We start from the raw sequence: 25,198 nt of genomic DNA, 5'->3' as shown, positions 1-25,198 counted from the left end.
GAGCAAAGCCAAACGATGATCGAGCGGGCAGCCGATAGAAGATGTCAAAGTCTCAAGCAAAAGGTGATATGCGTATGTCAGGCATGAAGCAAACCTTCGTCGCCGTCGCCGCCGCTGTTGCGGCACTTGCAGCATCGAGCGCGCAAGCACAGACGCCACTATCGGCCTACGCCGATTCAAAAGGTTATGTTGACGTGCAGGCGCTGACATGCGCCCAGCTTGCTGGAACCTATCAGGAAGACGCTGATATGTTGGCCGCGTGGTACAGCGGCTGGTACAACGGTCTAGCCAAGAAGCACTTTGCCCACATCACACGGGCAAAATCCGGCGAGCATGAGTTGATTCTCTATTGCAGGGCTCATCCTGATCTAAAGATCATCGAAGCGGTCGACACGCTCCTGAAGAACGAGAAGTAGGTCCGCGTCGGGGCCGAAGCCATAACCAGTGCAGAGTCGCGGAGACCGGACTATGTCGTCGTCCCCCGAACTTGTCGTCGATCTGGGCCACGACTCGGTCGAGGGCATGGTTTGGGTCCCTGGTGGGACCTTCCATATGGGATCGAACGACCACTATCCCGAGGAGGCGCCCGTTCATCGCGTGGCGGTGGACGGATTCTGGCTCGACCGTACCCCGGTGACCAATCGGCAATTCAAGCAGTTCGTCAACGCTACCGGTCACGTGACGACGGCGCAGGTGATTCCGGACCCGAAGGACTACCCTGGCGCGCGCCCCGAAATGCTCTATGCGGGCTCGCTTGTGTTCTCGCCGCAAGCGAAGGTCACTGACTTGCGTGACTGGAGCCAGTGGTGGTCGTTCATGAAAGACGCGAACTGGCGCCATCCTTATGGCCCGAAGAGCAACATCAAGAATCTCGATGATCATCCGGTCGTGCACGTGGCCTATGCCGATGCGCTCGCCTACGCGCAATGGGCGGGCAAGGACCTCCCGACGGAAGCCGAATGGGAATTTGCCGCGCGCGGCGGCCTGGACGGCGTCGAATACGCCTGGGGCGATGCGTTTGTGCCGCACGGCAAGCATATGGCCAACACCTGGCAGGGAAGCTTCCCGGTTCAGAACCTCTGCGAGGATGGTTTCGAGCGCACCTCGCCGGTGATGACATTTCCGCCGAACAATTACGGTCTCTACGATATGATCGGAAATGTCTGGGAATGGACCGCCGATTGGTGGTCAACCAGGCATGAGGCCGATGCAGCCAAGGCCTGCTGCATTCCGCAAAATCCCCGTGGCGGAGCTGAAAGCGCGAGTCTCGATCCCCGCCAGCCCAATGTTCAGATTCCACGGAAGGTTCTGAAGGGCGGTTCGCACCTGTGTGCCCCCAATTATTGCCGTCGTTATCGTCCGGCCGCACGGCATGCAGAACCGATCGACACATCGACGAGCCACGTGGGCTTCCGATGCATCCTGCGCACAACGCATCGCGAGGAGGATTCAAGGCCCAATTTGTGAGTGCCATTCGCCGACCTGGCCGGAAGGGAACGAAATGATGGTTAAACGGATCGTGAAGACGCTGCGTACCTCACTCGTCTACGCAGGCTTGCTGGCTATCATCCTGGGCTTTACGGACGGTCTCGTGCTGGCGCAGACCACGGCGCCGGCCGCGCCGCCAGCCGCTCCGGCAGAGAATCCGCCTCAAGCCCAGGGCGGCAGCGCGGCTCCCAGTGCCAGCCCAGCCCCGGCGCCTGCCGCGAGTGCAGCCTCGCCGGCGGCAGCCGCGCTGACCGAGGGGCAGATCGAGCAACTGGTCGCGCCGATCGCGCTCTATCCCGATTCATTGCTTTCGCAGATCCTCATGGCTTCGACCTATCCGCTGGAGGTGGTGGAAGCCGCACGTTGGTCGAAGGAGAACGCCAGCGTGAAGGGGAAGGCGCTTGAGGACGCCATGCAGAAGCAGTCATGGGATCCGAGCGTGAAGGCGCTCGCTGCGATCCCGCAGACATTGCAGATGATGAACGACAAGCTGGATTGGACCCAGCAGCTTGGCGATGCCTTCCTGGCGCAGCAGCAGGACGTCATGGCCGCGGTTCAGACTTTGCGTGCGCGCGCAGATGCGGCGGGCAACCTCAAATCCACGTCACAACAGAAAGTGACGAAGTCGGCGCCGCCCGCCGGCGTCACGCCGCCGGCCGGGATGCAGCAGGCCATCACAATCGACCCCGTCGATCCCGACACGTATTACGTCCCCGTCTACGATCCGGGGGTCGTCTACGGCGCATGGGATTATCCGGCCTACCAGCCATTCTATTGGTATCCGCCAGGCTACGTTGCGGCAGGCGTGATCGGCTTCACCGCCGGCGTCGCGGTTGGCGCCGCGATCTGGGGGCGTTGCGACTGGTGGCGGCGGGACGTGAACATCAACGTCAATCGGTTCAATCAGTTTAATCGCACCAACATCGTCAATGGCGGCTGGGCCCATAATCCGGCGCATCGCGGTGGCGTTGCCTATCACAATGCCAATGTCGCGGCGCGGTTCGGCAGCGGCAATACGGCCGCTGCGCGGCAGGCTCTCAAGGGAGGTGGGAATCCGGGCCAGCGGAATTTCTCGAACGCCGGCCGTGGAGCGAAGACCGGACCCAAGAACGCCGCGGCACGAGGTGGGGGCAATCGCCCAGCGAACGTTTCGCGAGCGAAGGGCGGCAAACAGGTTTCCCACGCGCGCAGCGGTGCGGGTCATCACGCCGCCCGCACGCGGCCAAATGTCAGCCGTCCCGGCGGTGGGACGCGGCCTAACATTAGCCGCGGCGGCGGCGGGCAACGAATGCACGCGGGCGGAGGCATGCGCGGCGGCGGCGGAGCAATGCGGGGTGGCGGCGGTCGCGGTGGCGGCGGTTTCCACGGCGGAGGAGGTCGGCGCCGATGACGAACAGGGAACGCTGAGGGGACACAGAAGCGCCGCGTCGGATTCCAATGCGTGAAGAGAATGAAGGCCGCGGATTGATTGTCAGTCCTCGAAGTGAACAAGGAGCCAGGAATGCCCGGCGACACCAAGCGACCAGATGAAGACCGATCGGCATCGAATGAGACCACAGACCGCGCCCCCAGCCGCCGCAACATCCTGCTCGGCTCCTCGGCCCTGGTCGCCGCCGCGGCGCTGACATCAGACGCACTTGCACAGGCCCAGAAGAACGCGCCGGCGACGTCGCCCGCAGCAGCCGCTTCCGGCCGTAAGCCGAATATTCTCTTCATCATGGGCGACGACATCGGCTGGTTCAATGTCAGCGCCTACAACATGGGAATGATGGGCTACCGCACGCCCAACATCGATCGCATCGGCAAGGAAGGTGCGGTGTTCACTGACTGGTACGGACAGCAGAGCTGTACTGCAGGCCGCGCCGCCTTCATCACTGGCCAGTCTCCGATCCGGACCGGTCTCACGAAGGTTGGTCTTCCCGGCGCCGAACTTGGCCTGGGACCGCTCGACCCGAGTGTCGCTGATGTGCTCAAGACCTATGGCTACGCCACCGGCCAGTTTGGCAAGAACCATCTTGGTGACCGCGACGAGCATCTTCCGACGGCGCATGGCTTCGATGAGTTCTTCGGCAATCTCTATCACCTCAACGCCGAGGAGGAACCGGAAAACCCCGATTATCCCAAGGACCCGGAGTTCCGGAAGAAATTCGGGCCGCGCGGCGTCATCAAATCGAGTGCCGACGGCAAGATCGAAAACACCGGTCCTCTGAATACCAAGCGAATGGAAACGATCGATGAGGAATTTCTCGCTGCAGCCAAGGATTTCATCAACCGTCAGCAGCGGGCTAGCAAGCCATGGTTCTGTTACTTCAACTCGACACGGATGCACGTATTCACCCACCTGAAGAAGGAGTCTCAAGGCAAGACCGGCAAGGGTCTTTACCCGGACGGAATGGTGGAGCACGACGGGCACGTTGGAGAATTGCTGAAGCTTCTCGATGATCTCGGTGTCGCCGACAATACCATTGTGGTCTACACGACTGACAACGGCGCCGAAGCTTTTACCTGGCCGGATGGCGGCACGACGCCGTTCAAGGGCGAGAAGGCGACCAACTGGGAAGGGGGCTTCCGCGTGCCTTGCCTGATCAAATGGCCGGGCGTGATTCAACCCGGCACAATCGTCAATGACGTCTGTGCGCATGAAGACTTCATCCCGACCTTCGCTGCAGCCAATGGTGACCTCGACCTCGTCGAGCGGACGAAACAGGGTACGCCCCTCAACGGAAAGTCCTTCAAGGTCCACTTCGACGGTGTCAACCTGTTGCCGTTCCTCAAGGGCGAAGTGAAGGAGTCGCCACGTCAGGAATTTCTCTATTGGAGTGATGACGGCGACCTGATGGCCATTCGCCTCCGCGACTGGAAGGTTACCTTCATGGAGCAGCACGCCGAAGTAGGGCCCACGACACCGGTAGGACCATGGCAAGGCCAGTTCACAAGGCTGCGCGCTCCCATGCTGTACGATCTGCGGTCAGATCCTTTCGAGCGGGGCCCGTCTAGCGCCTTCTATGGTGACTGGATGGCGCACCGCATGTTCCTGCTCGTGCCGGCGCAGGCCGTCGTCGGGAGATATCTTGAAAGCTTCAAGGACTTCCCGCCACGCGCCAAGGCAGCGAGCTTCACTGTAGGCGACGCGATGGACAAGATTTATGCGGCGAACCCCAACAAGTGAGGCACCGAGATCTTACGTGGATGCCGCGCCGTCATGCGTGGTCGTGAACAAATCGACGTTCGCGGGTTGCGAACGTCTCTGAAGGTGAGTGAGATTCCATGCCGGACGGAGACCCAAGCAAACTCATGGCAGCTCCAGTGCCTCAAGATGCCGGGAGGTCGGCCGCCCGCGATGCCGTGCTCGAGCTCAAGTCACGGATCGGTAAGTCCGTGCTCGGCCAGGATCACCTTGTCGAGAGCATGCTGATCGCGCTGCTCGCCAATGGAAATCTTCTGATCGAGAGCCTGCCGGGTCTCGCCAAGACTCGCGCCGTCAAGACGCTGGCAAAGCATCTCGCAGCGGATTTGTCGCGCGTGCAATTTACGCCCGACTTGCTGCCGTCGGACGTGACCGGCGCGGAGATCTATGTCCAGACCGAAAAGGGTGGGCAATTCGAGTTTCAGAAGGGACCGATCTTCGCCAACCTCGTGCTTGCCGACGAGATCAACCGCGCTCCGGCCAAGGTGCAGTCCGCGCTGCTCGAGGCGATGGAAGAGCGCCAGGTCACCGTCGCCGGCAAGACCTACAAGATGCCCGACCTGTTCATGGTGCTTGCGACCGAGAATCCGATCGAACAGGAGGGCACCTATTCGCTGCCGGAGGCGCAGCTCGACCGCTTCCTGATGCATGTCGTCATCACCTATCCGGACGAGGCCGTCGAAGGCGAGATCATCAAGCTCAATCGTGCGGAGAACGCGCAGAAGCCGAAGGACCACGTTGCGGCGCTGGCGCCGGTACCGCAGCAGGCGATCCTGGACGCGCGCGGCGAGATCGACGGGATCTTCGTCTCCGACCTCGCTCAGAAGTACATGGTGGACGTGATCTACGCGACGCGCTTCCCGAGCCGCTATGGCGATCCGCTCGGCAAATGGATCCAGGTCGGCGCCAGCCCGCGCGGCAGTCTCGCCCTCGACCGCTGCGCGCGGGCCCGCGCCTGGCTCGACGAATACGAGTTCGTGACCCCTGATCATATCCGCGCGGTGATCCACGACTGCCTGCGGCATCGTCTGATCCTCAGCTACGAGGCCGTGTCGCAGGGGGTCACGCCCGATCAAGTGATCGACAAGATCGTCGAACTAGTTGCGTCAGCCTGAGGCCGTCATGACCGGGACATTAGCAAAAGCGCCTGGCGTCTATATCGGTCTCGACGATCTGATTGCGCTTGAATACCGCGGAAGCAGGGTGTCCTTCCTGCCGCGCCAGCCGGTGCACAGTTTGCTGTCCGGGCGCTTTGCCTCGCGCATGCGCGGCCGCGGGCTCAATTTTGAAGAGATCAGGGATTATCGCCCCGGAGATGATGTCCGCTCGATCGACTGGAAGGTGACGGCGCGACTGCAGAAGCCGCATATCCGTGTCTTCAACGAGGAACGCGATCGGCAGGCGGTCGTGCTGGTCGACCAGCGCCTGTCGATGTTCTTTGGCAGTCAGCTCGCGATGAAATCGGTGACCGCGGCGCAGGCCGCTGCGATCGGCGCGTGGCGGGTGCTCGGTGTCGGCGATCGCGTCGGCGCGATTGTGTTCAACGACCGGGATCTGGTCGAGGTAAGGTCGCGGCGCAGCCGGGCGACCGTGCTCCAGATCCTGTCGGCCATCGTGGCGCAGAACCAGGCGCTCGGCGTCGGGCGCGGTCTCGTGTCGGCGCCGGCCATGCTCAACACTGCGCTGGAGCATGCCCGGCGTCGCGCGCTGCATGACGCGCTCGTGATCATCATCAGCGATTTCGACGGCGCCGACGATGCGACGCGCAAGATGATCGGCGCGATGGCGCGGCACAATGACGTCGTTGCCCTCCTGGTCCACGATCCCCTGCAAAGCGACCTGCCGCCCTCCGCCAGCATGACGGTCACCGATGGAGAGTTGCAGATCAGGCTCGAAATCGGGCGCGACAGCGTTCGCAAGAGCATTTCGCAGGCGACAGAAGAGCGCCTGAAGGGCGTCTTTGCGTTGACGCATGAGCTCGGTATTCCCGTGCTGCCGCTCAGCGCAGCCGAGGAGACCGCCGCGCAGCTTCGTCGTCTGCTTGGCGCGATGCCGGCCAGGCACGGGCGCGGCGGCAGCCACAGAGGCGCGGAGGCAACGCTTGGCTGAAACTCAACCCGCCAGCATCGATCCGGTCGCCGGCCTCATCGACATCCCGCTGCCGCGCGAGGTCAGCCTTTGGCCGCAGACCTGGGAGTCGCGGATCGCGATTGTCCTGCTTCTGGCGGTCGTGATCTCGGTGGTCTGGCGCTTGGTGCACTATCGGCGTGCCAACCGCTATCGGCGCGAGGCGCTCGCCGAGTTGAGCGCGATGGGACAGGCAGGCCCCTCTGGCAGCGAAGAGCTGCTGGCGCGGTTAACGTTGCTGGTCCGGCGAACTGCGCTTGCGGCTTTCCCACGCGAACAGGTGGCATCACTGGCCGGCCCGCCATGGCTCTCGTTCCTCGATCGGACCTATGGCGGGCAGGAATTCTCGCAAGGCGTCGGCCGCTTGCTTGTCAGCGGGCCCTATCAGCCAATTCAGCCGGACGAAGCCGAGCTACAATCGCTCGGCGGTCTGGTGCGTCGCTGGATCAAGGTGCACCATGCTTGAGTTCGCCTGGCCATGGATGTTCCTGTTGCTGCCGCTGCCAATTCTGGTGTGGTGGTGGCTGCCGCCTTATCGTGCGCGGCAAGCGTCGATACAGGTGCCATTCTTCGAGCGGTTGGCGGCCGCAACGGGCCAGACGCCGCAACGAGGCGCCGTGGTGCTCGAACGACGCGCTCTACAGATGGTCGCGGCGGTTGCGATCTGGATCCTCCTGGTTTCAGCTTTGGCAAGGCCGCAATGGGTCGGCGATCCCGTGACGCGGGAGGTTTCCGCGCGCGACCTGATCCTCGCCATCGACATATCGGGCTCGATGGAGCAGCGCGACTTCAAGACGCCGGATGGCGCGAGGCTGACGCGGCTCGACGGCGTCAAGGGCGTCATCAAGGATTTCATCGCACGCCGCAAGGGCGACCGCGTGGCGCTGATCCTGTTCGGCACCAGAGCTTATGTGCAGGTGCCGTTCACCCAGGATCTGCAGACGGCGCAGCAGTTGCTCGACGAGACCGCGGTCGGCATGGCCGGCCAGCAGACCGCGATCGGTGATACCATCGGACTTGCCATCAAGACCTTTGCGACGAGCACGGCGAAACAGAAGCTTTTGGTCCTGCTGACGGATGGCAACGACACGGCGAGCCGGGTGCCGCCCGAGCACGCCGCGGATATCGCGCACCAGAACGACGTGGCCGTCTACACGATCGGCGTCGGCGATCCCGCGGCTACGGGCGAGAATCGCGTCGACCTCAGCGTGCTGCAATCCGTCGCGAGCACGACCGGCGGTCATTTCTTCCGGGCCGAGGACGGCGCGCAGTTGCAGGCGATCTATGCCGACATCGACCGGCTCGCGCCGGCGAAGCTGCAAACGTTGTCATGGCGGCCGAAGTTGCCGCTGTTTCAATGGCCGCTGGGCGCGGCCGTCATCCTCGGCCTGCTGCTGTGGCTCGCGCTTCTGCTGGGGAGCGAATGGCGCCGGGTAAAGGCTCTCAGCCATGCATGACGCCATGACCATATCCTTTCACCTGCTGCGCCCGTTGTGGCTTGTCGCATTGATCCCGCTCGCCGCCGTGTTTGCGTTGTTGCTCTGGCGGCAGAGTGTGCGGGCGCAATGGGGCGGGGTGATTGCGCCACATCTTCTCGACCATCTGATCGTGCAGCCGGGCCGGGGACGCAGCGTCAACCCGTTGTATCTCGTTTCGGCCGCCCTGACGCTCGGCATCATCGCGCTGTCCGGTCCGACCTGGCGGCGCGAATTGCCACCCTTCGTCGAGGACAAGGCGCCGCTGATGATCGCGCTCGCGGTCGGCTCGTCGATGAGCGAAAGCGACGTCGCGCCCTCGCGCCTGGAGCGCGCCAAGCAGAAGATTACGGACCTTCTTGCTGCCCGCGCCGGCGCCAGGACGGGGCTTGTTGCCTATGCCGGTACGGCGCATCTGGTCATGCCGCTGACCGATGACCGCGCCGTCATCACGCCATTCCTTTCCGCGCTGGCACCAGGATTGATGCCTGCCGACGGGAAGAACGTGGAGAGTGCGGTTACCCTGGCCGAACAGTCGCTCGCGACCGAGCCGGTCGCCGGCACGATCCTGGTGGTAGCCGACGATCTCGGCGCCTCCGACGCCGCGGCGCTCCGGCAGGCAGCCGGGCGAAACAATCTTGTGATGCTCGTGGTTACCGCGAGCGACGCATCCGTGCCGCTCGGAAGCGACGCCGTCGAGGTCAGTGTCGACGGTGCCGATATCTTGCGACTGGAGCGCCGGATCGAGACGCGCTTCCAGGCCGCCCAGGGCGACGCATTCGGAACGCGATGGCAGGACGAAGGCCTCTGGCTGCTGCCGCCGCTTGTGCTGCTGACCCTGATCTGGTTCCGGCGCGGCACGACGGTGGCCTGGGTTGTTGCCTTCGTCATCGTCGTGCACGCAGGGCCATCGCGGGCGGAGGGGACGTCGCGCTTCATCAATCTTTGGTTGACGCCGGACCAACAGGGCCGGCTCGCGTTCGACCACCGCGACTATCGTGCTGCGGCGAAGCTGTTCGCCGACCCGATGTGGCGCGGCATCTCCGCATACCGCGCCTATGATTTTATTGTGGCCGCGCAGGAATTTTCGCGTGTCGAGACGCTGGAGGGCACTTTCGCGCTCGGCAACGCCCAGGCCCAGAACCACGCCTTCGAAAAGGCAATCCAGGCTTATGACGATGTGCTGAAGGTGCAGTCGGGCAACATCGCCGCCAAAACCAACCGCGCCATCGTGCAGGCTGCGCTGGACGCGAAGGAGGAGAAGCGCCGCAAGCAGGAGCAGGACGATAGCGCGCCGCCGGAGCTGAAGCCGGATGAGATGCGCGTGGATCCCAAGCAGAAGGGCGGCAAGCGAATTCAGGTCAAGCCGGAGGATTTGACGACGGCGGGCGCCGCGGAGGCTTGGATGCGTGAAGTGCAGACCTCGCCTGCGGACTTTCTCAAACTGAAATTTGCGATCCAGGCGGCGGCGCCGGTGCCGGTGCAGAGGAGGGCGTCGCCATGAGACATTGGCTTACCGCCGTTATTCTGCTGCCCGCGGCCGCACTGCCCTTGCAACATGCGCAGGCGCAACAGGCCGTTGCGGCTGAGCCGATCGTGCAAGTGACAATCGATCCGCCGCGTGTCGTTGTCGGGCAGCGGGCGACGCTCGACATTCTCGTGCTGGCGCCGAACTACATGACGCAGCCGCCCGAGCTGCCGGGCTTCCAGGTGCGCAACGCCGTGACGCGGCAGTTGCAGAGCGTCAACACCAACGAGCAGCGGGATGGTGTGTCCTATGCGGGCGTGCGTTTTGAATACGCCATCTATCCGCAGGAGCCCGGCTCCTACGCCGTCTCCGGCCAGAAGGTCCACATTAAATATGCAGCCGAGCCGCCGGCGACGCGCGAGGTCGACATTGCGCTGCCGGATGTTTCGCTTGAGGCTTTCGTTCCGGATGCGGCCCTCGATCTGCAGCCCTTCCTGTCCGCCAGCAGGTTGACGGTCGAGCAGCAAATCAAGCGCTCCTCGGATCAGCTCAAGGCCGGCGACGCTGTGACGCGAACCGTGACGATCAAGGCGGAAGGCACGCCTGCGATGTTGCTGCCCCCGCAAGCTTTCGCGGCCATCGATGGCCTACGGCTCTATCCGGCACAGCCGGTGCTCGAGGACAAGACGGACGGACGCACCGATGTCATGACCTCGAACCGGGTCGATTCCGCGACCTACATGCTGGAACGGCCTGGCGACTATTCGTTGCCTGCGATCGATGTCGGCTGGTGGAATGTGGGCAGTGGCAAGGTCGAGATGGTTCATCTCGATGCCGTGCCGCTGAAGGTTACCGCCGATCCCGCTGCGGGGAGCACAACGCCCGTCGGCCAGTCGGGCCAGGGTTGGACGTGGGATGGCCTCGTCGACCTCATCGCGGACCATTGGCTGTCCGCGCTGCTCGTGGTTCTCGGCCTCGCCGCACTCGCATGGGTTGTACCCGGCTTGGTGCGGCGAATCGCCGACTATCGTCGTCGGCGATGGCAGGCGTATCTGAAGTCCGAGACCTTTGCCTTCGGCAGGCTTCGCAGCGCGGTTCGTCACCGCGATGCAAGAGCCACGTATTTTGCCTTGCTTGACTGGCTGCCGCATCTCGATGCGGCGCCGCCGAACAACACGCTAGGTGCTTTCAAGGTGATCGCGAGCGACCCGGCGCTCGACCGGCAGCTCGGCGCTCTCGAAAGAGAATTGTTTGGAGGTCAGCGCGACGCAGATCGCTGGGCACCGCGTCAACTGTTGCGCGGCGTGACCATCGCCCGTCGCAGGGTGCGCTCGCGCGCGACGGTCCACAAGAACACACGTCTACCCCAGCACCTGAACCCTGCCGCGGCGTCGAACGCTTCGGCTTACGTGGGCAGAAAGCCTGCCCGATGAGCGGAGAAGGAGACCGAGCAAGCGGACCATAAGATTCGAAGTTAACGGCCACAATTTAAGTCAGGAAATCAAGGAGCGTCGAATGAGCACCGAGAAGAAGCAGGACAACACCGTCGCCGATCCCACCTGTGCTGACAATTCAACCATGAATCGGCGCGCCATATTGCTCGGCTCGTCATCGCTGGTCGCGGCAGCGACACTGACGTCGCAGGCGCTTGCACAAGCGCAGAAAGCCGCTCCCGCTGCAGCCCCGGCTGGTGTATCGGGCCGCAAGCCGAATATCCTCGTCATCTTCGGCGACGACATCGGCATCCCGCAGATCAGCGCCTACACCATGGGCCTGATGGGATACCGCACGCCTAACATCGACCGGATCGCGAACGAAGGAGCAATCTTCACTGACGCCTACGGCCAGCAAAGCTGCACTGCCGGCCGCGCCTCCTTCATCCTGGGGCAGGAGCCGTTCCGGACCGGCCTTCTCACCATCGGCATGCCCGGCGATCCCCACGGCATCCAGGACTGGATGCCGACGATTGCCGACGCCATGAAGACGCAGGGTTACGCCACTGGACAGTTCGGCAAGAACCATCTGGGCGATCGCGATGAGCATCTGCCGACCAAGCACGGCTTTGATGAGTTCTTCGGCAATCTCTACCACCTCAATGCCGAGGAGGAGCCGGAGGGCTATTTCTATCCGAAGGATCCGAACTTCCGGAAGCAGTTCGGTCCACGCGGTGTCATTAAATCGTCCGCCGACGGAAAGATCGAGGACACCGGACCGCTCAACACCGCGCGCATGCCGACGGTGGACGAGGAGTTTTTAGGGGCAGCCAAGGATTTCATCGGCCGGCAGGCCAAGGCGGACAAGCCGTTCTTCGTCTGGTTCAACTCGACACGCATGCACGTCTTCACACATCTGAAGAAGGAGTCGCTCGGCAAGACCGGCAAGGGCATCCATGCCGACGGCATGGTGGAGCATGACGGGATGGTCGGAGAACTGCTGAAGCAGCTCGACGACCTTGGCATCGCCGACAACACCATCGTGCTTTACACGACCGACAACGGTGCAGAAATCGCGCTTTGGCCGGACGGAGCCATGACGCCATTCCATGGCGAGAAGGGCACCACGTGGGAAGGCGGCATGCGCATTCCCATGATGGTGCGCTGGCCAGGCGTGGTGAAGCCGGGCACCCAGTACAACGACATCATCTCGCTGATCGACTGGTTCCCGACCCTTTGCGCAGCGGCAGGAATCTCGGACGTCAAGGAAAAGATGAAGACCGGATTTGCAGGTGCCGGCGGGAAGAACTTCAAGGTTCATCTCGACGGTTACAACTTCATGCCGTACCTGAAGGGCGATGCCAAGGAGGGACCACGCGAGGCGATCTACTACTTCGATCAGGGTGGCAATCTCAATGCGATCCGGTGGAACGACTGGAAGTTGAGCTTCGCTTCCTCATCAAAAGGTAACATTGCCACCTCTACGCGAGAGGTGACGGCTTGGGCTCTGATCACCAACCTGCGCATGGATCCCTATGAGAAAGGCCTGGAAGAGGGAGGAGGAGCAATGGAGTTTCTTGGCCGTAACATGTGGCTGATCGTGCCAGTGCAGGCAAAGATCAAGGAGTTCTTCTCCGACTTCGACCAATTCCCGTATCAGGAAGGCGGTTCGCTGAACGCGAGCGGCATCAACTACGGACTGCTTCGGCAACAAGCGGCGTTAAAGCGTCTCAATGAGCTGGAGCGCTTGACGCCGCAATAGCGCGAGGTGGAGGCAACGGAAAGGAAGAGGACAAAGACTATGATGGTTTGGTCGTACGCCGTGCTGCTCGCATGTCCCGCAGCCATGTCCGTTGCGGTGGTGCAGCCGGCGGATCCCGTGCCATCATGGAATAACGGCGCGGCGAATAAGGCGATTGCCGATTTCGTCGCGCGCGTCGCGGCGGAGGGTGATGCGGACTTCGCGCCACCCTCCGAGCGCATCGCGACTTTCGATAATGAAGGCATGCTCTGATGTCGGCGCGTTTTGCCGACAGGGCCGCAACGATGGCAACGCCAGAAACGAGAAGAGGTACCTTGATGTCTACTCCCACCCGTACGATATCGTTCGCAACCGCCGTCTTGATGATCACATCCAGCGCTTCGATGCCGGGCGGAACAGCCTCGGCGGCGCCGTTGCAACCGGCCGCAATCCACCAGGACATAACGGCATCGCCCGACCTTATCGAGGTTCGGGCGGCTGGTCGCCGTGGCGGGGCTGCTGTCGGCCCGCGCGGGGGCGCGGTGGTCCATCGCGGCGGCGCTGCGGTCGGGCCTCGCGGCGGGGCTTATCACGGCCGGACTGCGGTCCGGGGGCCGCGCGGCAATGTCGCCGTTCGCAGCACCACGGTGGTGGGCGGGCGTGGCGGCTGGGCGCGGCCCGGCTGGTACGGTTGGCCGAGAGGCGGGGCCATTGCGGCAGGCGCCGCGATCGGGTTCGTAAGCGCGGCGACAGCCGCAGCCTGGGCTGGTGCTGCGCCTGCGCCCGGCATGTGCTGGTACTACACCGACCCATCCCGGACGCAGGGCTTTTGGGACTATTGCCAGTGATGGCCCGCTACTGATGCGATCGGGGCCATCAGCATGAGCGGCTACGACATCTTCGCCTGGATCGTGCTCGTCATCCTGCTCGTCAGCGCGATCGCCGTATTCTGCATCGCCGGCTGGTTGCCGGGACACATCGCTAAGTCCCGCAACCACCCTTATGCGCACGCGGTGACGGTTGCGGGTTGGATCACGCTGTTCTTCGGCTTCGCATTGTGGCCGATCGCCTTGATCTGGGCCTATGTCGACGTGCCCTCGCGCAAGGCGGGAGACGTCTGATGGCCGTCGCGATCCTCAACATCTACCTGTTGCTACTGTTCCTGCTAGTGCGCTTCAAGGTCGTACCCTTCAATGCGTTCTGGAAGGCATCGCCGTTCATCGTTCTGGTGCTTGTGATGTTCGGCCTCCTGGTCCCGATGGGGTGGGGCGCGCCGCAAGGCAATGCGCTGGTGGTGCGCAATGCGGTCTCGATCGTGTCTGACGTCGCGGGCGAGGTGACGGATGTGCCGGTGGTGGCGAATGCTCCGCTCAAGGCCGGCGACGTCCTGTTCAAGATCGATCCGACGCCCTACGCGGCGCAGGTGAGGTCGATCGAGGCCCAGTTAAAGCTCGCCAAGACCCGTCTCGGTCAGATGACGCAGCTCTATGAGCGTGATGCCGGTCGCGCCTTCGATGTCGAGCAGCGGCAATCGGAGGTCGACCAGCTCGGCGGTCAGCTCGATGCGGCGCAATGGAATCTCGACAAGACGGTCGTGCGCGCACCGGTCGACGGCTATGTCACCAACCTCGCGTTGCGCAAGGGCGCTCGGGTGGCGACCTTGCCGCTGTCGCCGGTGATGGCCTTCATCGACACCTCCAACACCATCATCGGTGTCGAGATCAACCAGATCGACGCACGCTATGTCGCGCCTGGACAGGACGTCGAGGTCACCTTCAAGTTCGCGCCCGGGCAGATCTACAGCGGCAAGGTCGAGAGCGTGCTTCAGGCGATCGCGACCGGTCAAGTTCAAACCTCGGGTACGGCCGTGGCCTCGAAGGCGATCGAGGCGGCTCCCTTCATCGTGCGGGTCAAGCTCGACGATGCCGCCTTCGCCGACCGCCTGCCGGCCGGGAGCACCGGGACGGCGGCGATCTATACCGACCATTTGAAGCCGACTCACATCGTCCGCCGCGTCGTCCTCCGTCAGCTCGCAATTCTCAACTACGTCAATCCGTTCTAGCATCCCACGAAGAAGAGAACCGTCGAAGTCCGCAATGTTTTTACAAGAGGAGAGGTCATGAGAATAACTGTCAAATACGCCACCCTGGCTGCCCTGTTCGCAGGGATCACATGCTTCAGCTCGTCATCGCGAGCCGATACGGGAAGGGTCGCCGTCGTCTTCACCAAGGGCGGGTTCATTGTTGGCGTGGGCGGCGGCGAGGGCGTGCTGATCTATCACGGCAGGCAGTATCCCTTCACCGTTTCAGGCATGAGTGTAGGCTTTACGATCGGCGCCTCCACCACCAAGCTCACCGGACGGGCGCTCAATCTGCGAGGGCCTGCATCGATTGAAGGGAGCTACGGAGCAATCGGAGCCGGCGGCGCGGTTGCGGCCGGCGCAGGTGGCGTTCAACTCCAGAACGGTAATGGCGTGATCCTCCAGCTCAGTGGTCCGAGGGTCGGCGCTGAAGTGTCGGCGGCCGTCGGCGGAGTTACGATACGTTTGAAATAGGACTGAGGCGATCAGGTCGCGCGCTCATCGCGGCCGGATCTATCGGATGTCAGCATCCGTCAATTGATTACCGCTCCGGGTAGCGATCCGCGGCGACGGCGGTGATCTGCGGCGTTCCGGTTCTGGACAAGAAGCCGGATGCGCGATGCAATGGAGAATAGCGACTTCGATCATAGTGCCAGCTGGCGGGGGAGGAAAATGCGAGTATTGGCTCTTTCAATTCTTATCCTGTCGATTGTGACTCTGGAATCTTCGATGTCTGCAAGAGCCGGGCAGTCGGACATCATGGCGCTGCCCAGGATTCGTCCCCAGACCGGTGATCTCGACGGCATGCTCAAACGGCGTACGTTCCGGATCCTGGTGCCGGTCGATCGCACTGCGTTCATTCTCGATAAGGGCACGTCGGGCGGGTTCGAGGCCGAGCTGGGCGAGGAATTCGAGACCTGGATCAATAAGAAGTACGGCAACAAGAAACTGAAAATCCACGTCGGATTTGTTCCGACCAGCCGCAACGCATTGCTCTCGGCGCTCAACGACGGAAAGGGCGACATTGCCGCGGGGCTTCTCACAGTCACGCCCGAGCGCCAGGCAATCGTCGATTTTGCGCCGCCCTGGGCTACCGGGGTCAAGGAGGTTCTGGTCACTGGGCCGGCGGCGGGCGAGGTGAATTCGATCGACGATCTCGGCGGCAAGTCTGTCAGCGTGCGGCCTTCCAGCAGCTATCATTCTCACCTTGTCGAAATGAATGCGGCACGCAAGGTCGCGGGCAAGCCGGAAATCGAGATCATGCCCGCTGACGAGGGCCTCGGCGATGAAGATCTCATGGAGATGGCTGGAACGGGTATGCTGCCTTGGGCAATCGTCGACCGGTTCAAGGCGAACGCCTGGGCGGCGATCCTGCCGAACCTCAAGGTACGCGACGGCATCGTCATCCACGAAGGCGGTGAAATCGCCTGGGCCATTCGCAAGAACAGTCCGTTGCTGCAAAAGGACCTTGCAGAATTTGTCTCGACTCACAAGATCGGCACCGAGTTCGGCAACGACCTGAAGGGACGCTATTTCGGGACGGGCAAGACCATCCGGAATGCGCTTGCCGCGGCTGAGAAAGACAAACTCGGTCAGTTGCTGCCGTCGTTCCACGAATCCGGCAGCACGTTCTCGATCGATCCGCTGCTGCTGGCGGCGCAAGGCTATCAGGAATCGAGTTTCGACCAGAAAATGCGCAATGCATCCGGCGCGGTCGGCGTCATGCAGATCAAGCCGAGCACGGCACGCGAGAAGCAGATCGCGATCAACGATGTCGTGAGCAGCACCAGCAACAACATCAGGGCCGGCGCTAAATATCTCCGTTTCCTCGCCGACACCTATATCCACGACCCCGAAATCAGCGCGCGCAACCGGGTGCTGATGGCGCTCGCCGCCTACAATGCCGGCCCCGGCAATCTCAAGCGCTTTCGCGAATTCGCCCTGAAGCATGGCTTCAAATCGAACGTCTGGTTCGGCAATGTCGAGAACGGCGCCGCGGCGATCGTCGGGCAGGAGACCGTCCAGTACATCGGCAACATCTATAAATATGACATTGCTTATTCAGGATTGATCCCGGCGAAGGAGGCATCGGCGACAGCCGGCACGAAATAGCTCCGGCGGATGCCCGGATCGGTCTGCGATAGTCATGAGACCAAGGATTTAGCGAGCGCCGTCAAGGCGATCCGGATTCGTGCTGCGTTCGAATCCGAACGTTGCCGCGGCCGCGCACAGTATGCGGTGATGTGCCATGAGTTTTCGTCTTACCCTTACTGCCTCGGTCATGTTGATGCTCTGCCTCTTGGCCGGTCTACTCCTTTTTGTTCAGTTCCGCACACTCGATCTTGCCGTTGATGATTCCGCAACCTCGACGATGGAGGCGGCCAGCAAGAATACGATGTCGCTCCTGCAGTATCAGGTAGAGATGCTTTCGCGGGCGACTCGAACGCTGGCCTTCAGTCCCGCAATCATTGGATCGGACGAACCGGACGAAGCAAGTCCATCGGCGGCTTTGATGAGGAACAACCTTGTTCAGTGGCCGGCATTGGACAGCATCTATGTCGGCTATGACAACGGGCACTGGTTGCAGGTACAACGGCTCGCTGGACTGAAAGGCGAGCAGCGCGATCGCGTAGGAGGACCACCCGAAGCGGCATTTGCCGTCACGATGACCCATTGGAAGGGCGCGCGGGAAATGCCGACCACGCGCGTGTTTCAAGACGCGGCCGGCAACCCGATTGGACAAATTGAGATTCCGCCGCGCGGCTACGATGCCCGGCAGCGCGATTGGTATCTCAACGCCCAGAAGGCCGGGCAGTTGATCACTTCCGCTCCCTATCTTTCGTTCAACTTGCGCGTCCCCATGATCACCTTGAGCGCACCGATTCAAGGGCCGGGATCGGGGGTCGTTGGCGTCGATCTGAAGCTTGACGTTTATAGCGATTCGGCGCCGATTCTGCACTTCGGCAAGAGTGGCCATCTCGTGATTTTTGACGCCAATCAGGCCGTGATCGCGCATCGCGACTACGCCGCCATGTTTGCTCGTTCGTCTGCCGATCCCGCCGGCGCCAGGCTTCCGAGCGCGCATGATCTGAAGGGCAGTCTCGAAGGCAAGGTCATAGCGGACTGGGACAAGACGAGCCCCTACTGGCGCAAGCTGAGCTGGAGCGACCACAAGGAATATTTTGCTCGCCTCGAAACCATCGCTCTCGGACCGACATTAGCGGCAAATGTTCTCCTTATCGCTCCTGAGGATGATTTTGCCCTCGGCATCAGAGACCTCAACAGGAGGGCGAAGCTTCTGGCGCTGATTGCCTGCTGTCTATTCGTCCCGGCAGCCTGGATCTTCGGCACGCACATGTCCAAGACCGTCAAGGCGATCACGGTTGAAGCGGACCGGCTCCAAACCATGGCGCCGCCGCCGGACAGGCCGATCGGATCTTTCGTTACGGAGCTCGAGACCTTGGGCAGGACGATCCACAAATCCCAACGCGCCATCCGGTCGTTTTCCCGGTTGGCACCACGCGAGATCGTCCGGGGCGTGCTCGACAATTCGATCTCCACGGAGCTCGGCGGCACGAGACAGGAGATAACAACACTGTTTACCGATGTGAGAGGCTTCACCACCATTGCCGAAGCTGCCGATCCCGACACGCTCATGCAGCAGACATCCCGATACTTCTCGGCATTGACAGACGTGATCCTGTCGCAGGGCGGCACGGTCGATAAATTCATCGGTGATGCCGTGATGGCATTCTGGAATGCGCCGAACCCGCAAGCCGATCATTGCGAGCGCGCCTGTCGTGCCGCGTTGCAAGCGAAAGCCGCCAACGAAGCCATCAATCTTCAGTTTGACGCAGAGGGATTGCCGTCGTTCCACACTCGCTTCGGAATCCATGCTGGCGAGGCTGTTGTTGGCAATCTCGGCTCGTCCGAGCGCATGAACTACACCGCACTCGGCAACGTGGTGAATCTCGCCGCGCGGCTGGAGGGCCTGAACAAGGACTACGGAACGCAAATTCTCGTCAGCGACGCCGTGTACGCACGGATCAAGCATCGTTTCTGCTGCCGGTTCGTGGATACGGTGGTCGCCAAGGGAATGGCTGCCGAGACCCGGATTTACGAGCTTCTTGAGGAGAAAGCTGACGGCGCTATCAACGGTTCCATTCATTGAGTCGTTTGTAATGGAGTGCTGGATATTTGTCTTTGCGCCGTTCCGATGACCCGGTGACTTTTCAGTTCCAGAAGAGTTGGCTATGGCCGCTGATCGAGATTCATGATGTTGGAATCAACGCCCATTTGCACCGCCATCAATATTTTTGGAGTCACGACGCCGGACGTCAGGCGGCAGGCGTTTGATCCTGGGCTGCGCCTGCCGCGGCCTGGGCATCGTCTACAGTGTCGTACCGACAGGCTCGGTGGCCGTCTCAATCTCAAGAGCGAGCCGGGCAGGGGAACGAGGGTCGAGCTAAGGATTCCAAGAGTGGCTCCGCGCAGGCCCGATCGTTCGTAGCGAGTAGGGTATCAGTCCCTACTTCGTAATGAGATGTTTCATTGGCGTCACTGTCGATTCCGGTGCGGCATTCGAAATCGCGAAGGTCAACCAGACGTTCCAACCTTCCGGGCGATTTTCCGCGGCAAATTCCTTGTAACCCTTGAGGTTCAGATATCCCTGCTTGTCTCCGATCGGGAACAGATAACCGACTTGGGGACCGGCTCCCAGAACGCGCGACCTGAAGCCGCCAAGAAACGGTGCGGCGCCGGAGTCGTCGGTGATCTGCTGATAGGCGTATCCGACCAGGCCGACAAACAGCTGCTTTGACAGAAAGTGAGATGCACCCCAGTCGAAATGGAAATCGATTCCGTTCTGATAGTCGGTGGCTGTGTTCTTGAAATTGTAGGTAAAGCCGGCGACACCGGAAAACTCGTTGCCTGTCGCCGGATTGAAATAGGTGTAACCGCCGCCGATGTCGATGCCGCCATGCCCGATCCCGATATTGGACAGACGTGTGGAGTCGTAAGCGCCGACGGGGATGTCGCCGAATCCGTAGACCATGTAGTTGTGGACGCCCTGGTTCCACTTCAACGAGACCAGAGGATAGAGGTCGCCGACGCCAGTCAGCGAATCCGACAAGAGCCCATTGCGTGTTGCGACAATTGGTCCGACCTGCGCGGTCAATGTGCCGGCGATGCTGGTGTCGAGGTGACCGACAAGCCCGGTGACGCCGACGGCAAGCTGGCCGCCGAGCACCGGCGTCGCGAAGGTATATGTTGGTGCAATGAATAACAGATCGCCATTGGCCTTCAGATTGGCGTTGAGACTGACGTTTGCTGTCGGCGGCACCTGGCCTATCTGGATTTGACGCGCTGCCGCAACGTTGCCTGAAGCCTCCACGCTGGTGTGGTAGGCCACCATGCCGAGCGACCATCCCGGAACGGCGGGGGTGGCAGCCATGCTTCCGAACTGGCCAGGGAGCCAAAGCGAGACGCCGCTCTCATCCGCGCGAGATGCTTGAGATAGGAGCACCAACGCCGCTGAAGCGGCGAGCGCGGTCCGGCAGAGATTTGAGAAAACAATTTTCATTGCACCTCTGGAGCGCATCTACATGGCGAGCAAATCAGAATCGACGCATCGAGTCTGTAGCTGTTCGGCCACAAGTCACTCTATAATCTAGGAAAACACAGCCTGCATAATCTAGATCAGTTTTGGAATCGCTCCGGCCGAACCGCAGATGCGCGTGCAGGCAACTCGCTATGCCGCAAAAGCGAAGGGGCCCCGAGGGCCCCTTCAAATGTCACCAGCGGCGATAGCCGTAGGAGCCATAGTAGCGCGGACGCGGGGCATAATAGCGCGGCGGCCCATAATATCCCGGGCCATAGCCGTAACCGTAGGCATAGTTCGGCCGCCACCAGCAGCGCCCCCAGGCATTGCAGACCATGCGGACCTGCTCGACGTCGGAGACCTGCGGTGTCGCAGGTGCAGGCGCAATAGGCATGGCGGACGCCGCCGACGATGCCGCGAGGGCACCGAACAGGGACGCGGCGACGAGGCCAATCTTGAACGTCATGATGTCTTCCTCTGCTTACGCAATACAGGATATCGAAGTTGTTCTGATCAAATTGTGGCAGAACCGAAATGTCATGCCGATGAACAAATCCGGCTCGTTCCGTGCGATGGACGCGACGCGCATCAGGGCGAGGTCGCCAAAGATCTCGTCAAGCTGCCGGTCCGCGAGATCGAGAAACAGTTGTTGCCGTCGGAGGCGATCAGAAGCAGGGGTGCCGGCGACCGTCCTGGCCGACATAGGCGGCCGCGCTTTGGTAGCAGTGGTTGGTCGACGGGCCATCGTAGTAGGCGAAGGTACCCGGCGTGATGCCGGGGCCATAATTGCGCAAATAGCTGATCGGATAGGGTAGCGGGTTAGCGTAGTAGCGGTGGTGCCGGTGATGCACCCGCGCCTCCGCGAGGCTGGGGGCTAGGATTGCGGCCGACAGGGCAGCAATCGCGGCAACAAGCTTCAATTTGCTCATCTCGATTCTCCGGAACCCGCGCTTAGAGGTCAGTTCCTTATAGCCATTTCGGACGGCGTGGGCACCCGTCCGGGGACCGGAAATCGGGCCTAGCTTCGCAGATTCCCGGCCGGGTGTGACCGAAATGCCGGGGCGATGGCCCGTCGGCTGCCCATTTTTGGCCTTTTCGAGATGCTTAACGAATTCCCCACACAAGTATGGCCAAAGAGACTTCGGTCAATTCTTGTCGCCGGCCCCTTGGGGGTCCTTCGAGGCCGGTCCATTCCTGAAGGCTTTCACCGTCACGCTGTCATGCGCATCACGCTCCTGAGCCTGCTGTTGCTCTCCGCCGTCGCGGCTACGCCTGCGCGGGCCGAGCTGCACATCACCCGAGACCATGGCGGCTATGTTGAGGAGTACAAGACCAAGTACAAGCGCGTCCGCGACAAGGGCGAGCGCGTCATCATCGACGGCATCTGCAACTCGGCCTGCACGCTGGTGCTCGGCATCGTGCCGATGAACAAGATCTGCGTGACGCCGCGCGCGAGCCTCGGCTTCCATCAGGCCTATTACGACAAGGCGTTCACCTTCGGCATGAAGATCACCAGCGCGGAGGGGACGTCCGATCTGATGTCCTACTATCCCGACACGGTGAAGGACTGGATCCGCCGCAATGGCGGGCTCACCACCGACATGAAGAAGATCAAGAACGGTGTCGAACTCTGGAAGATCATCGATCCCTGTCCGGAAGAATGGTGAGCGGCCGATCTGAGCCACCGCGCACTCTGTCCGTCGTGCGCCGCAACATCTGACAATCAGAGATTTCGCGTTGCCGTACCGCCCCTAGTCGGGCAATGAAGGCGGCAATGATTCATAATCAAGAATCCCTGACCGCGCGGGCGGCGCCGGTCCTGTTCGTGGTGCTCTGGAGCACCGGATTCATCGGCACCAAATACGTCATCAACAATGCCGATCCCTTGACCTATCTCGCCATCCGCATGGCGGTGGTGGTCGGTCTGATGGCGATCATCGCGGCCATTGCCCGCCCGAAATGGCCTGACAGGGCCGGCATCGCGCACAGCGCAGTCGCCGGCATTCTCGTTCACGGCTTCTATCTCGGCGGCACCGCGATTGCGATCGCGCATTCGATTCCGGCCGGCCTCTCTGCGCTCATTCCAGGCCTTCAGCCCATCCTGACCTCGACCATCGCCAACCGCTGGCTCGGCGAGAAGGTGACGCCGGTGCAATGGGGCGGCCTGCTGCTCGGCCTTGGCGGCGTGGTCCTGATCCTGCACAACCGCCCCATGACCGGCGAAGCCGGGATCGGCTGGCTCGCCTCGGTCGTCGCGCTGATCAGCATCACGCTGGGCACGCTCTATCAGCGCCGCTACTGCAACCACATCGATTGGCGCGCCGGCAATCTCGTGCAATATGTCGCCGTCACCATCTTCTTCGCGGCCGGCGCGTTCCTGTTCGAAGACCGCGTGGTGCACTGGACCCGGGAGTTCGTGCTCGCGCTCTCCTGGCTCGCTGTGGCGCTCTCGATCGGATCGATCGGGCTGTTGTACTGGCTGATCCGCCATGCCGCGGCGACGTCGGTCGCGAGCCTGTTCTATCTGGTGCCCGCCGTAACGGCGCTGATGGCCTATCTGCTGTTCGGCGAGAAGCTCGACGCGCTGGCGATCGCCGGCATGGCGATGTGCGCGGCCGCGGTGTTCGTGGTCAACCGGCGCTTCTAGAGCATGATCCGGAAAAGTGTGCAGCGGTTTTCCGAAAGATCATGCTCAAACAATTCGGCCGATAAGCCGAACCGCTGGAATACATCCCTGACGTGCGCGCCACGTTCATGCTAGGCTTGCCGTATTTCAGTTTCCCTTTCGGCACGGTGATCTCCATGAAAAAGGCGAGGCGCGCACTACTCGGCAGGTCCATGAAGCCGGTTCGGATTGCCTGCATCAACTACGCCGAGGAGGAGATCGACGACCGGACGATGGGCAAGCTCACCGCGGCGCTTCAGAAATGCTACGATGAGCATTTCCTGCCGGTCTGGGGTTATCCGGTCGATCTCTACATTGCGCGCAAGCCGAAGCCGACCGACTGGCAACTCGTCTACTTCGACGACGCCTCCCACAAGAACATGCTCGGGCGTCATGAACTGACGCATCGCGGCCAGCCGATCTCGAAGATCTTCGTCAAGGCGCTGGGCGACGAGCCGGTCAGCGTGGCGGCCTCGCATGAGCTGTTCGAGATGGTGCTCGATCCCATGGCCAACCTATGGGCCGACAAGAACAGGAACACGCAATACGCCTATGAGGTCTGCGACGCCGTCGAGGAGGACTCCTTCGTCGTCAGCGGCTTTCCGATGTCGAACTTCGTCTATCCGTCCTGGTTCGAGCCGTTCAGGCATCCCCGCCGCACCAAATTCGACCACAAGGGCACGCTGAAGGAGCCGTTCTCGATGACGGAGGGCGGCTATGTCATCAAGAAGGTCAACGGCCGGAAGGTGATCAGGGCGTTCGGTTCGCCAGAAAAGCGGCGGCGCTTCGCCAAGGAGGATCGGCGTGGACATCGCAGTGAATTTCGCGATCCAAACGGGGAGCATCACCCTGGCCGACGCACATCGAAGCGGCGAGGGTAGCGGGAGAAGCCTCCGGGCGCGCCCGCACCCGGAGACTCGGTCTTAGGCTGTGCTTGCAGGTCTTCTTGAGCTTGCGATCAGCGCTTGGCCTTCTTGGCCTTCTTTTTCGTCTTGGCGGCTTTCTTCGCCGTTTTCTTCGCCGCCTTCTTCACGGACTTCTTGGCCGCCTTCTTCGACAGCTTCTTGGCGGCCTTCTTGGCTTTCTTCTTGGAAGCCTTCTTTGCCTTCTTCGGCGCTACTTTCTTCGCGGCCTTCTTGGCGGCCTTCCTGACTTTCTTGACGGCGGTGACTGCGGCCTCCTTGGTCGCTTCCACGGCGGTGGTGATCGTCTCCATCGCCTGCTCGGTGGTCGGCTTGTCGTCGTCCATATCGTCCCCCACGGTTTGAATGGAGCGATGACGATAGCGGGTTTCGAAATTGTGTCAAAGCGACGCTCAACCTTTGCGGATGCTTGACCAGAAAGGAGGCGACCACCATCCGCACCCGGTTATGCGTCACGCCGGTGTGCCGGAGCTCGCGCAGGCCGGCATCGACGATCGGATAGCCGGTGCGGCCGCTCTGCCAGGCGGCTTGGCGGGCTGAAACCATCAGCCCGCCGTGACGTAACTGACGGCATGATGTGACTGCCCGCGCGACCTGCTGGCAGGGCGGCCGCCAGTGAACCGTATTGCCGTGCTGTATGCCGCAACCCTGATCGTGCTAACCGGGTTGGACTTCCTGTTCCTCGGGCTGGTTGCCAAGGGCTTTTTCACCGCACCAGTCGGCGACATGCTGGGCGAGCTGAAGCCGGTGCCGGCCGTGCTGTTCTATCTTCTGTACGTCGTTGGGGTGCTGGTCTTCGTCAGCGGCGTGTCCGGCGCGACCTGGCAGTCGACGCTCGCTTACGGCGCGCTGTTCGGACTGTTCTGCTATGCGACGTTCGATCTCACCGCGTTGGCGCTCTTGAAGCACTGGAGCTGGCCGGTCGCGCTCGTCGACGTCGGCTGGGGCGCGGTGGTGACCGCGGTCTCATCGACCGCGGGTCTGTTGGTGACGGACCGGGTGACCGGTTAGA

26 protein-coding genes and 1 pseudogene are annotated in these 25,198 nt (G+C 61.9%); 22 read left to right on the top strand and 5 right to left on the bottom strand.

The genetic code is table 11. The features are described from left to right. Window positions 1–83 precede the first annotated feature (83 nt). From ABIB73_RS23605 to ABIB73_RS23520, 18 genes are all read left to right on the top strand, one after another. Window positions 84–416 carry an HdeA/HdeB family chaperone gene (locus ABIB73_RS23605; RefSeq protein WP_354227874.1) on the top strand — a complete coding sequence of 111 codons (333 nt, stop codon included), beginning with the start codon at window positions 84–86 and terminating at the stop codon, window positions 414–416. A 52-nt stretch (window positions 417–468) separates the two neighbouring features. Beyond that, the gene (locus ABIB73_RS23600; protein ID WP_354227810.1) at window positions 469–1,467 is read left to right on the top strand and encodes a formylglycine-generating enzyme family protein; all 999 of its coding nucleotides are present in this window, start codon (window positions 469–471) and stop codon (window positions 1,465–1,467) included. 37 nt (window positions 1,468–1,504) lie between these two features. Continuing rightward, window positions 1,505–2,878, top strand: a complete 1,374-nt coding sequence (locus ABIB73_RS23595) for a DUF3300 domain-containing protein (RefSeq protein WP_354227808.1) — start codon at window positions 1,505–1,507, stop codon at window positions 2,876–2,878. A 111-nt stretch (window positions 2,879–2,989) separates the two neighbouring features. Then, window positions 2,990–4,657 (top strand): arylsulfatase, encoded by a 1,668-nt coding sequence (locus ABIB73_RS23590; protein ID WP_354227806.1) that lies wholly within the window; start codon window positions 2,990–2,992, stop codon window positions 4,655–4,657. A 137-nt stretch (window positions 4,658–4,794) separates the two neighbouring features. Further along, on the top strand, window positions 4,795–5,790 hold the full coding sequence (locus tag ABIB73_RS23585) for an AAA family ATPase (protein ID WP_354227804.1): 996 nt from the start codon (window positions 4,795–4,797) through the stop codon (window positions 5,788–5,790). A 7-nt stretch (window positions 5,791–5,797) separates the two neighbouring features. Then, window positions 5,798–6,784 carry a DUF58 domain-containing protein gene (locus tag ABIB73_RS23580; RefSeq protein ID WP_354227802.1) on the top strand — a complete coding sequence of 329 codons (987 nt, stop codon included), beginning with the start codon at window positions 5,798–5,800 and terminating at the stop codon, window positions 6,782–6,784. Further along, entirely contained in the window at window positions 6,777–7,268 is a 492-nt protein-coding gene (locus tag ABIB73_RS23575) for a DUF4381 domain-containing protein (protein ID WP_354227800.1), read from the top strand. Before ABIB73_RS23580 ends, ABIB73_RS23575 begins: the two co-directional genes overlap by 8 nt. Next, window positions 7,261–8,259 (top strand): vWA domain-containing protein, encoded by a 999-nt coding sequence (locus ABIB73_RS23570; RefSeq protein WP_354227798.1) that lies wholly within the window; start codon window positions 7,261–7,263, stop codon window positions 8,257–8,259. Before ABIB73_RS23575 ends, ABIB73_RS23570 begins: the two co-directional genes overlap by 8 nt. Window positions 8,260–8,263: 4 nt before the next feature. Next, window positions 8,264–9,781: a VWA domain-containing protein gene (locus ABIB73_RS23565; protein WP_354227796.1), complete on the top strand. Its 1,518-nt coding sequence runs from the start codon at window positions 8,264–8,266 to the stop codon at window positions 9,779–9,781. Continuing rightward, window positions 9,778–11,178, top strand: a complete 1,401-nt coding sequence (locus tag ABIB73_RS23560; RefSeq protein WP_354227794.1) for a BatD family protein — start codon at window positions 9,778–9,780, stop codon at window positions 11,176–11,178. Before ABIB73_RS23565 ends, ABIB73_RS23560 begins: the two co-directional genes overlap by 4 nt. A gap of 145 nt (window positions 11,179–11,323) precedes the next feature. Beyond that, a complete protein-coding gene (locus ABIB73_RS23555) occupies window positions 11,324–12,940 on the top strand; it encodes an arylsulfatase (RefSeq protein WP_502918453.1) in 1,617 nt (538 codons plus the stop codon). Between the two features lie 39 nt (window positions 12,941–12,979). Beyond that, window positions 12,980–13,192, top strand: a complete 213-nt coding sequence (locus ABIB73_RS23550; protein ID WP_354227791.1) for a hypothetical protein — start codon at window positions 12,980–12,982, stop codon at window positions 13,190–13,192. A gap of 65 nt (window positions 13,193–13,257) precedes the next feature. After that, on the top strand, window positions 13,258–13,767 hold the full coding sequence (locus ABIB73_RS23545) for a hypothetical protein (protein ID WP_354227790.1): 510 nt from the start codon (window positions 13,258–13,260) through the stop codon (window positions 13,765–13,767). Between the two features lie 33 nt (window positions 13,768–13,800). Next, complete coding sequence (locus tag ABIB73_RS23540; protein WP_354227788.1) at window positions 13,801–14,040, top strand: DUF3302 domain-containing protein; 240 nt, start codon at window positions 13,801–13,803, stop codon at window positions 14,038–14,040. Beyond that, a complete protein-coding gene (locus ABIB73_RS23535; protein WP_354227786.1) occupies window positions 14,040–14,981 on the top strand; it encodes an HlyD family secretion protein in 942 nt (313 codons plus the stop codon). The genes ABIB73_RS23540 and ABIB73_RS23535 overlap by 1 nt, the downstream gene beginning before the upstream one ends. 57 nt (window positions 14,982–15,038) lie before the next feature. Further along, window positions 15,039–15,473 carry a hypothetical protein gene (locus tag ABIB73_RS23530; RefSeq protein ID WP_354227784.1) on the top strand — a complete coding sequence of 145 codons (435 nt, stop codon included), beginning with the start codon at window positions 15,039–15,041 and terminating at the stop codon, window positions 15,471–15,473. Between the two features lie 255 nt (window positions 15,474–15,728). Then, entirely contained in the window at window positions 15,729–17,111 is a 1,383-nt protein-coding gene (locus ABIB73_RS23525) for an MltF family protein (protein ID WP_354227782.1), read from the top strand. A 136-nt stretch (window positions 17,112–17,247) separates the two neighbouring features. Beyond that, window positions 17,248–19,170: an adenylate/guanylate cyclase domain-containing protein gene (locus ABIB73_RS23520; RefSeq protein ID WP_354227780.1), complete on the top strand. Its 1,923-nt coding sequence runs from the start codon at window positions 17,248–17,250 to the stop codon at window positions 19,168–19,170. 357 nt (window positions 19,171–19,527) lie between these two features. Here ABIB73_RS23520 and ABIB73_RS23515 read toward each other — a convergent pair whose 3' ends face one another. The 3 genes from ABIB73_RS23515 to ABIB73_RS23505 all read right to left on the bottom strand — a co-directional run bounded on the left by ABIB73_RS23515 (window position 19,528) and on the right by ABIB73_RS23505 (window position 21,527). Then, window positions 19,528–20,580: a SphA family protein gene (locus tag ABIB73_RS23515; RefSeq protein WP_354227778.1), complete on the bottom strand. Its 1,053-nt coding sequence runs from the start codon at window positions 20,578–20,580 to the stop codon at window positions 19,528–19,530. Between the two features lie 211 nt (window positions 20,581–20,791). After that, entirely contained in the window at window positions 20,792–21,064 is a 273-nt protein-coding gene (locus ABIB73_RS23510; protein ID WP_354227776.1) for a hypothetical protein, read from the bottom strand. 199 nt (window positions 21,065–21,263) lie between these two features. After that, window positions 21,264–21,527, bottom strand: a complete 264-nt coding sequence (locus ABIB73_RS23505; RefSeq protein WP_354227774.1) for a hypothetical protein — start codon at window positions 21,525–21,527, stop codon at window positions 21,264–21,266. A gap of 291 nt (window positions 21,528–21,818) precedes the next feature. On the opposite strand from ABIB73_RS23505, the gene ABIB73_RS23500 reads away from it, so the two are divergent. The 3 genes from ABIB73_RS23500 to ABIB73_RS23490 all read left to right on the top strand — a co-directional run bounded on the left by ABIB73_RS23500 (window position 21,819) and on the right by ABIB73_RS23490 (window position 24,144). Then, window positions 21,819–22,265, top strand: coding sequence for a hypothetical protein (locus tag ABIB73_RS23500; RefSeq protein WP_354227772.1), 447 nt, complete (start codon window positions 21,819–21,821; stop codon window positions 22,263–22,265). Between the two features lie 107 nt (window positions 22,266–22,372). Then, window positions 22,373–23,245 (top strand): DMT family transporter, encoded by an 873-nt coding sequence (locus ABIB73_RS23495; protein ID WP_354227770.1) that lies wholly within the window; start codon window positions 22,373–22,375, stop codon window positions 23,243–23,245. A 155-nt stretch (window positions 23,246–23,400) separates the two neighbouring features. Then, the gene (locus tag ABIB73_RS23490) at window positions 23,401–24,144 is read left to right on the top strand and encodes a hypothetical protein (RefSeq protein WP_354227768.1); all 744 of its coding nucleotides are present in this window, start codon (window positions 23,401–23,403) and stop codon (window positions 24,142–24,144) included. 77 nt (window positions 24,145–24,221) lie between these two features. Here ABIB73_RS23490 and ABIB73_RS23485 read toward each other — a convergent pair whose 3' ends face one another. Beyond that, on the bottom strand, window positions 24,222–24,512 hold the full coding sequence (locus ABIB73_RS23485) for a histone (RefSeq protein WP_354227766.1): 291 nt from the start codon (window positions 24,510–24,512) through the stop codon (window positions 24,222–24,224). Between the two features lie 79 nt (window positions 24,513–24,591). Then, window positions 24,592–24,714 (bottom strand): annotated as a pseudogene (locus ABIB73_RS23480) (FAD-binding domain-containing protein); the annotation flags it as partial. A gap of 87 nt (window positions 24,715–24,801) precedes the next feature. Between ABIB73_RS23480 and ABIB73_RS23475 the strand changes: the two are divergent. Next, window positions 24,802–25,197, top strand: coding sequence for a DUF2177 family protein (locus tag ABIB73_RS23475; protein ID WP_354227764.1), 396 nt, complete (start codon window positions 24,802–24,804; stop codon window positions 25,195–25,197). Window position 25,198: the final 1 nt, after the last annotated feature.

It is taken from the genome of Bradyrhizobium sp. F1.4.3, from assembly GCF_040548375.1.
Lineage (GTDB): Bacteria > Pseudomonadota > Alphaproteobacteria > Rhizobiales > Xanthobacteraceae > Bradyrhizobium.
This window is presented reverse-complemented; position numbering and strand designations above follow the sequence as displayed.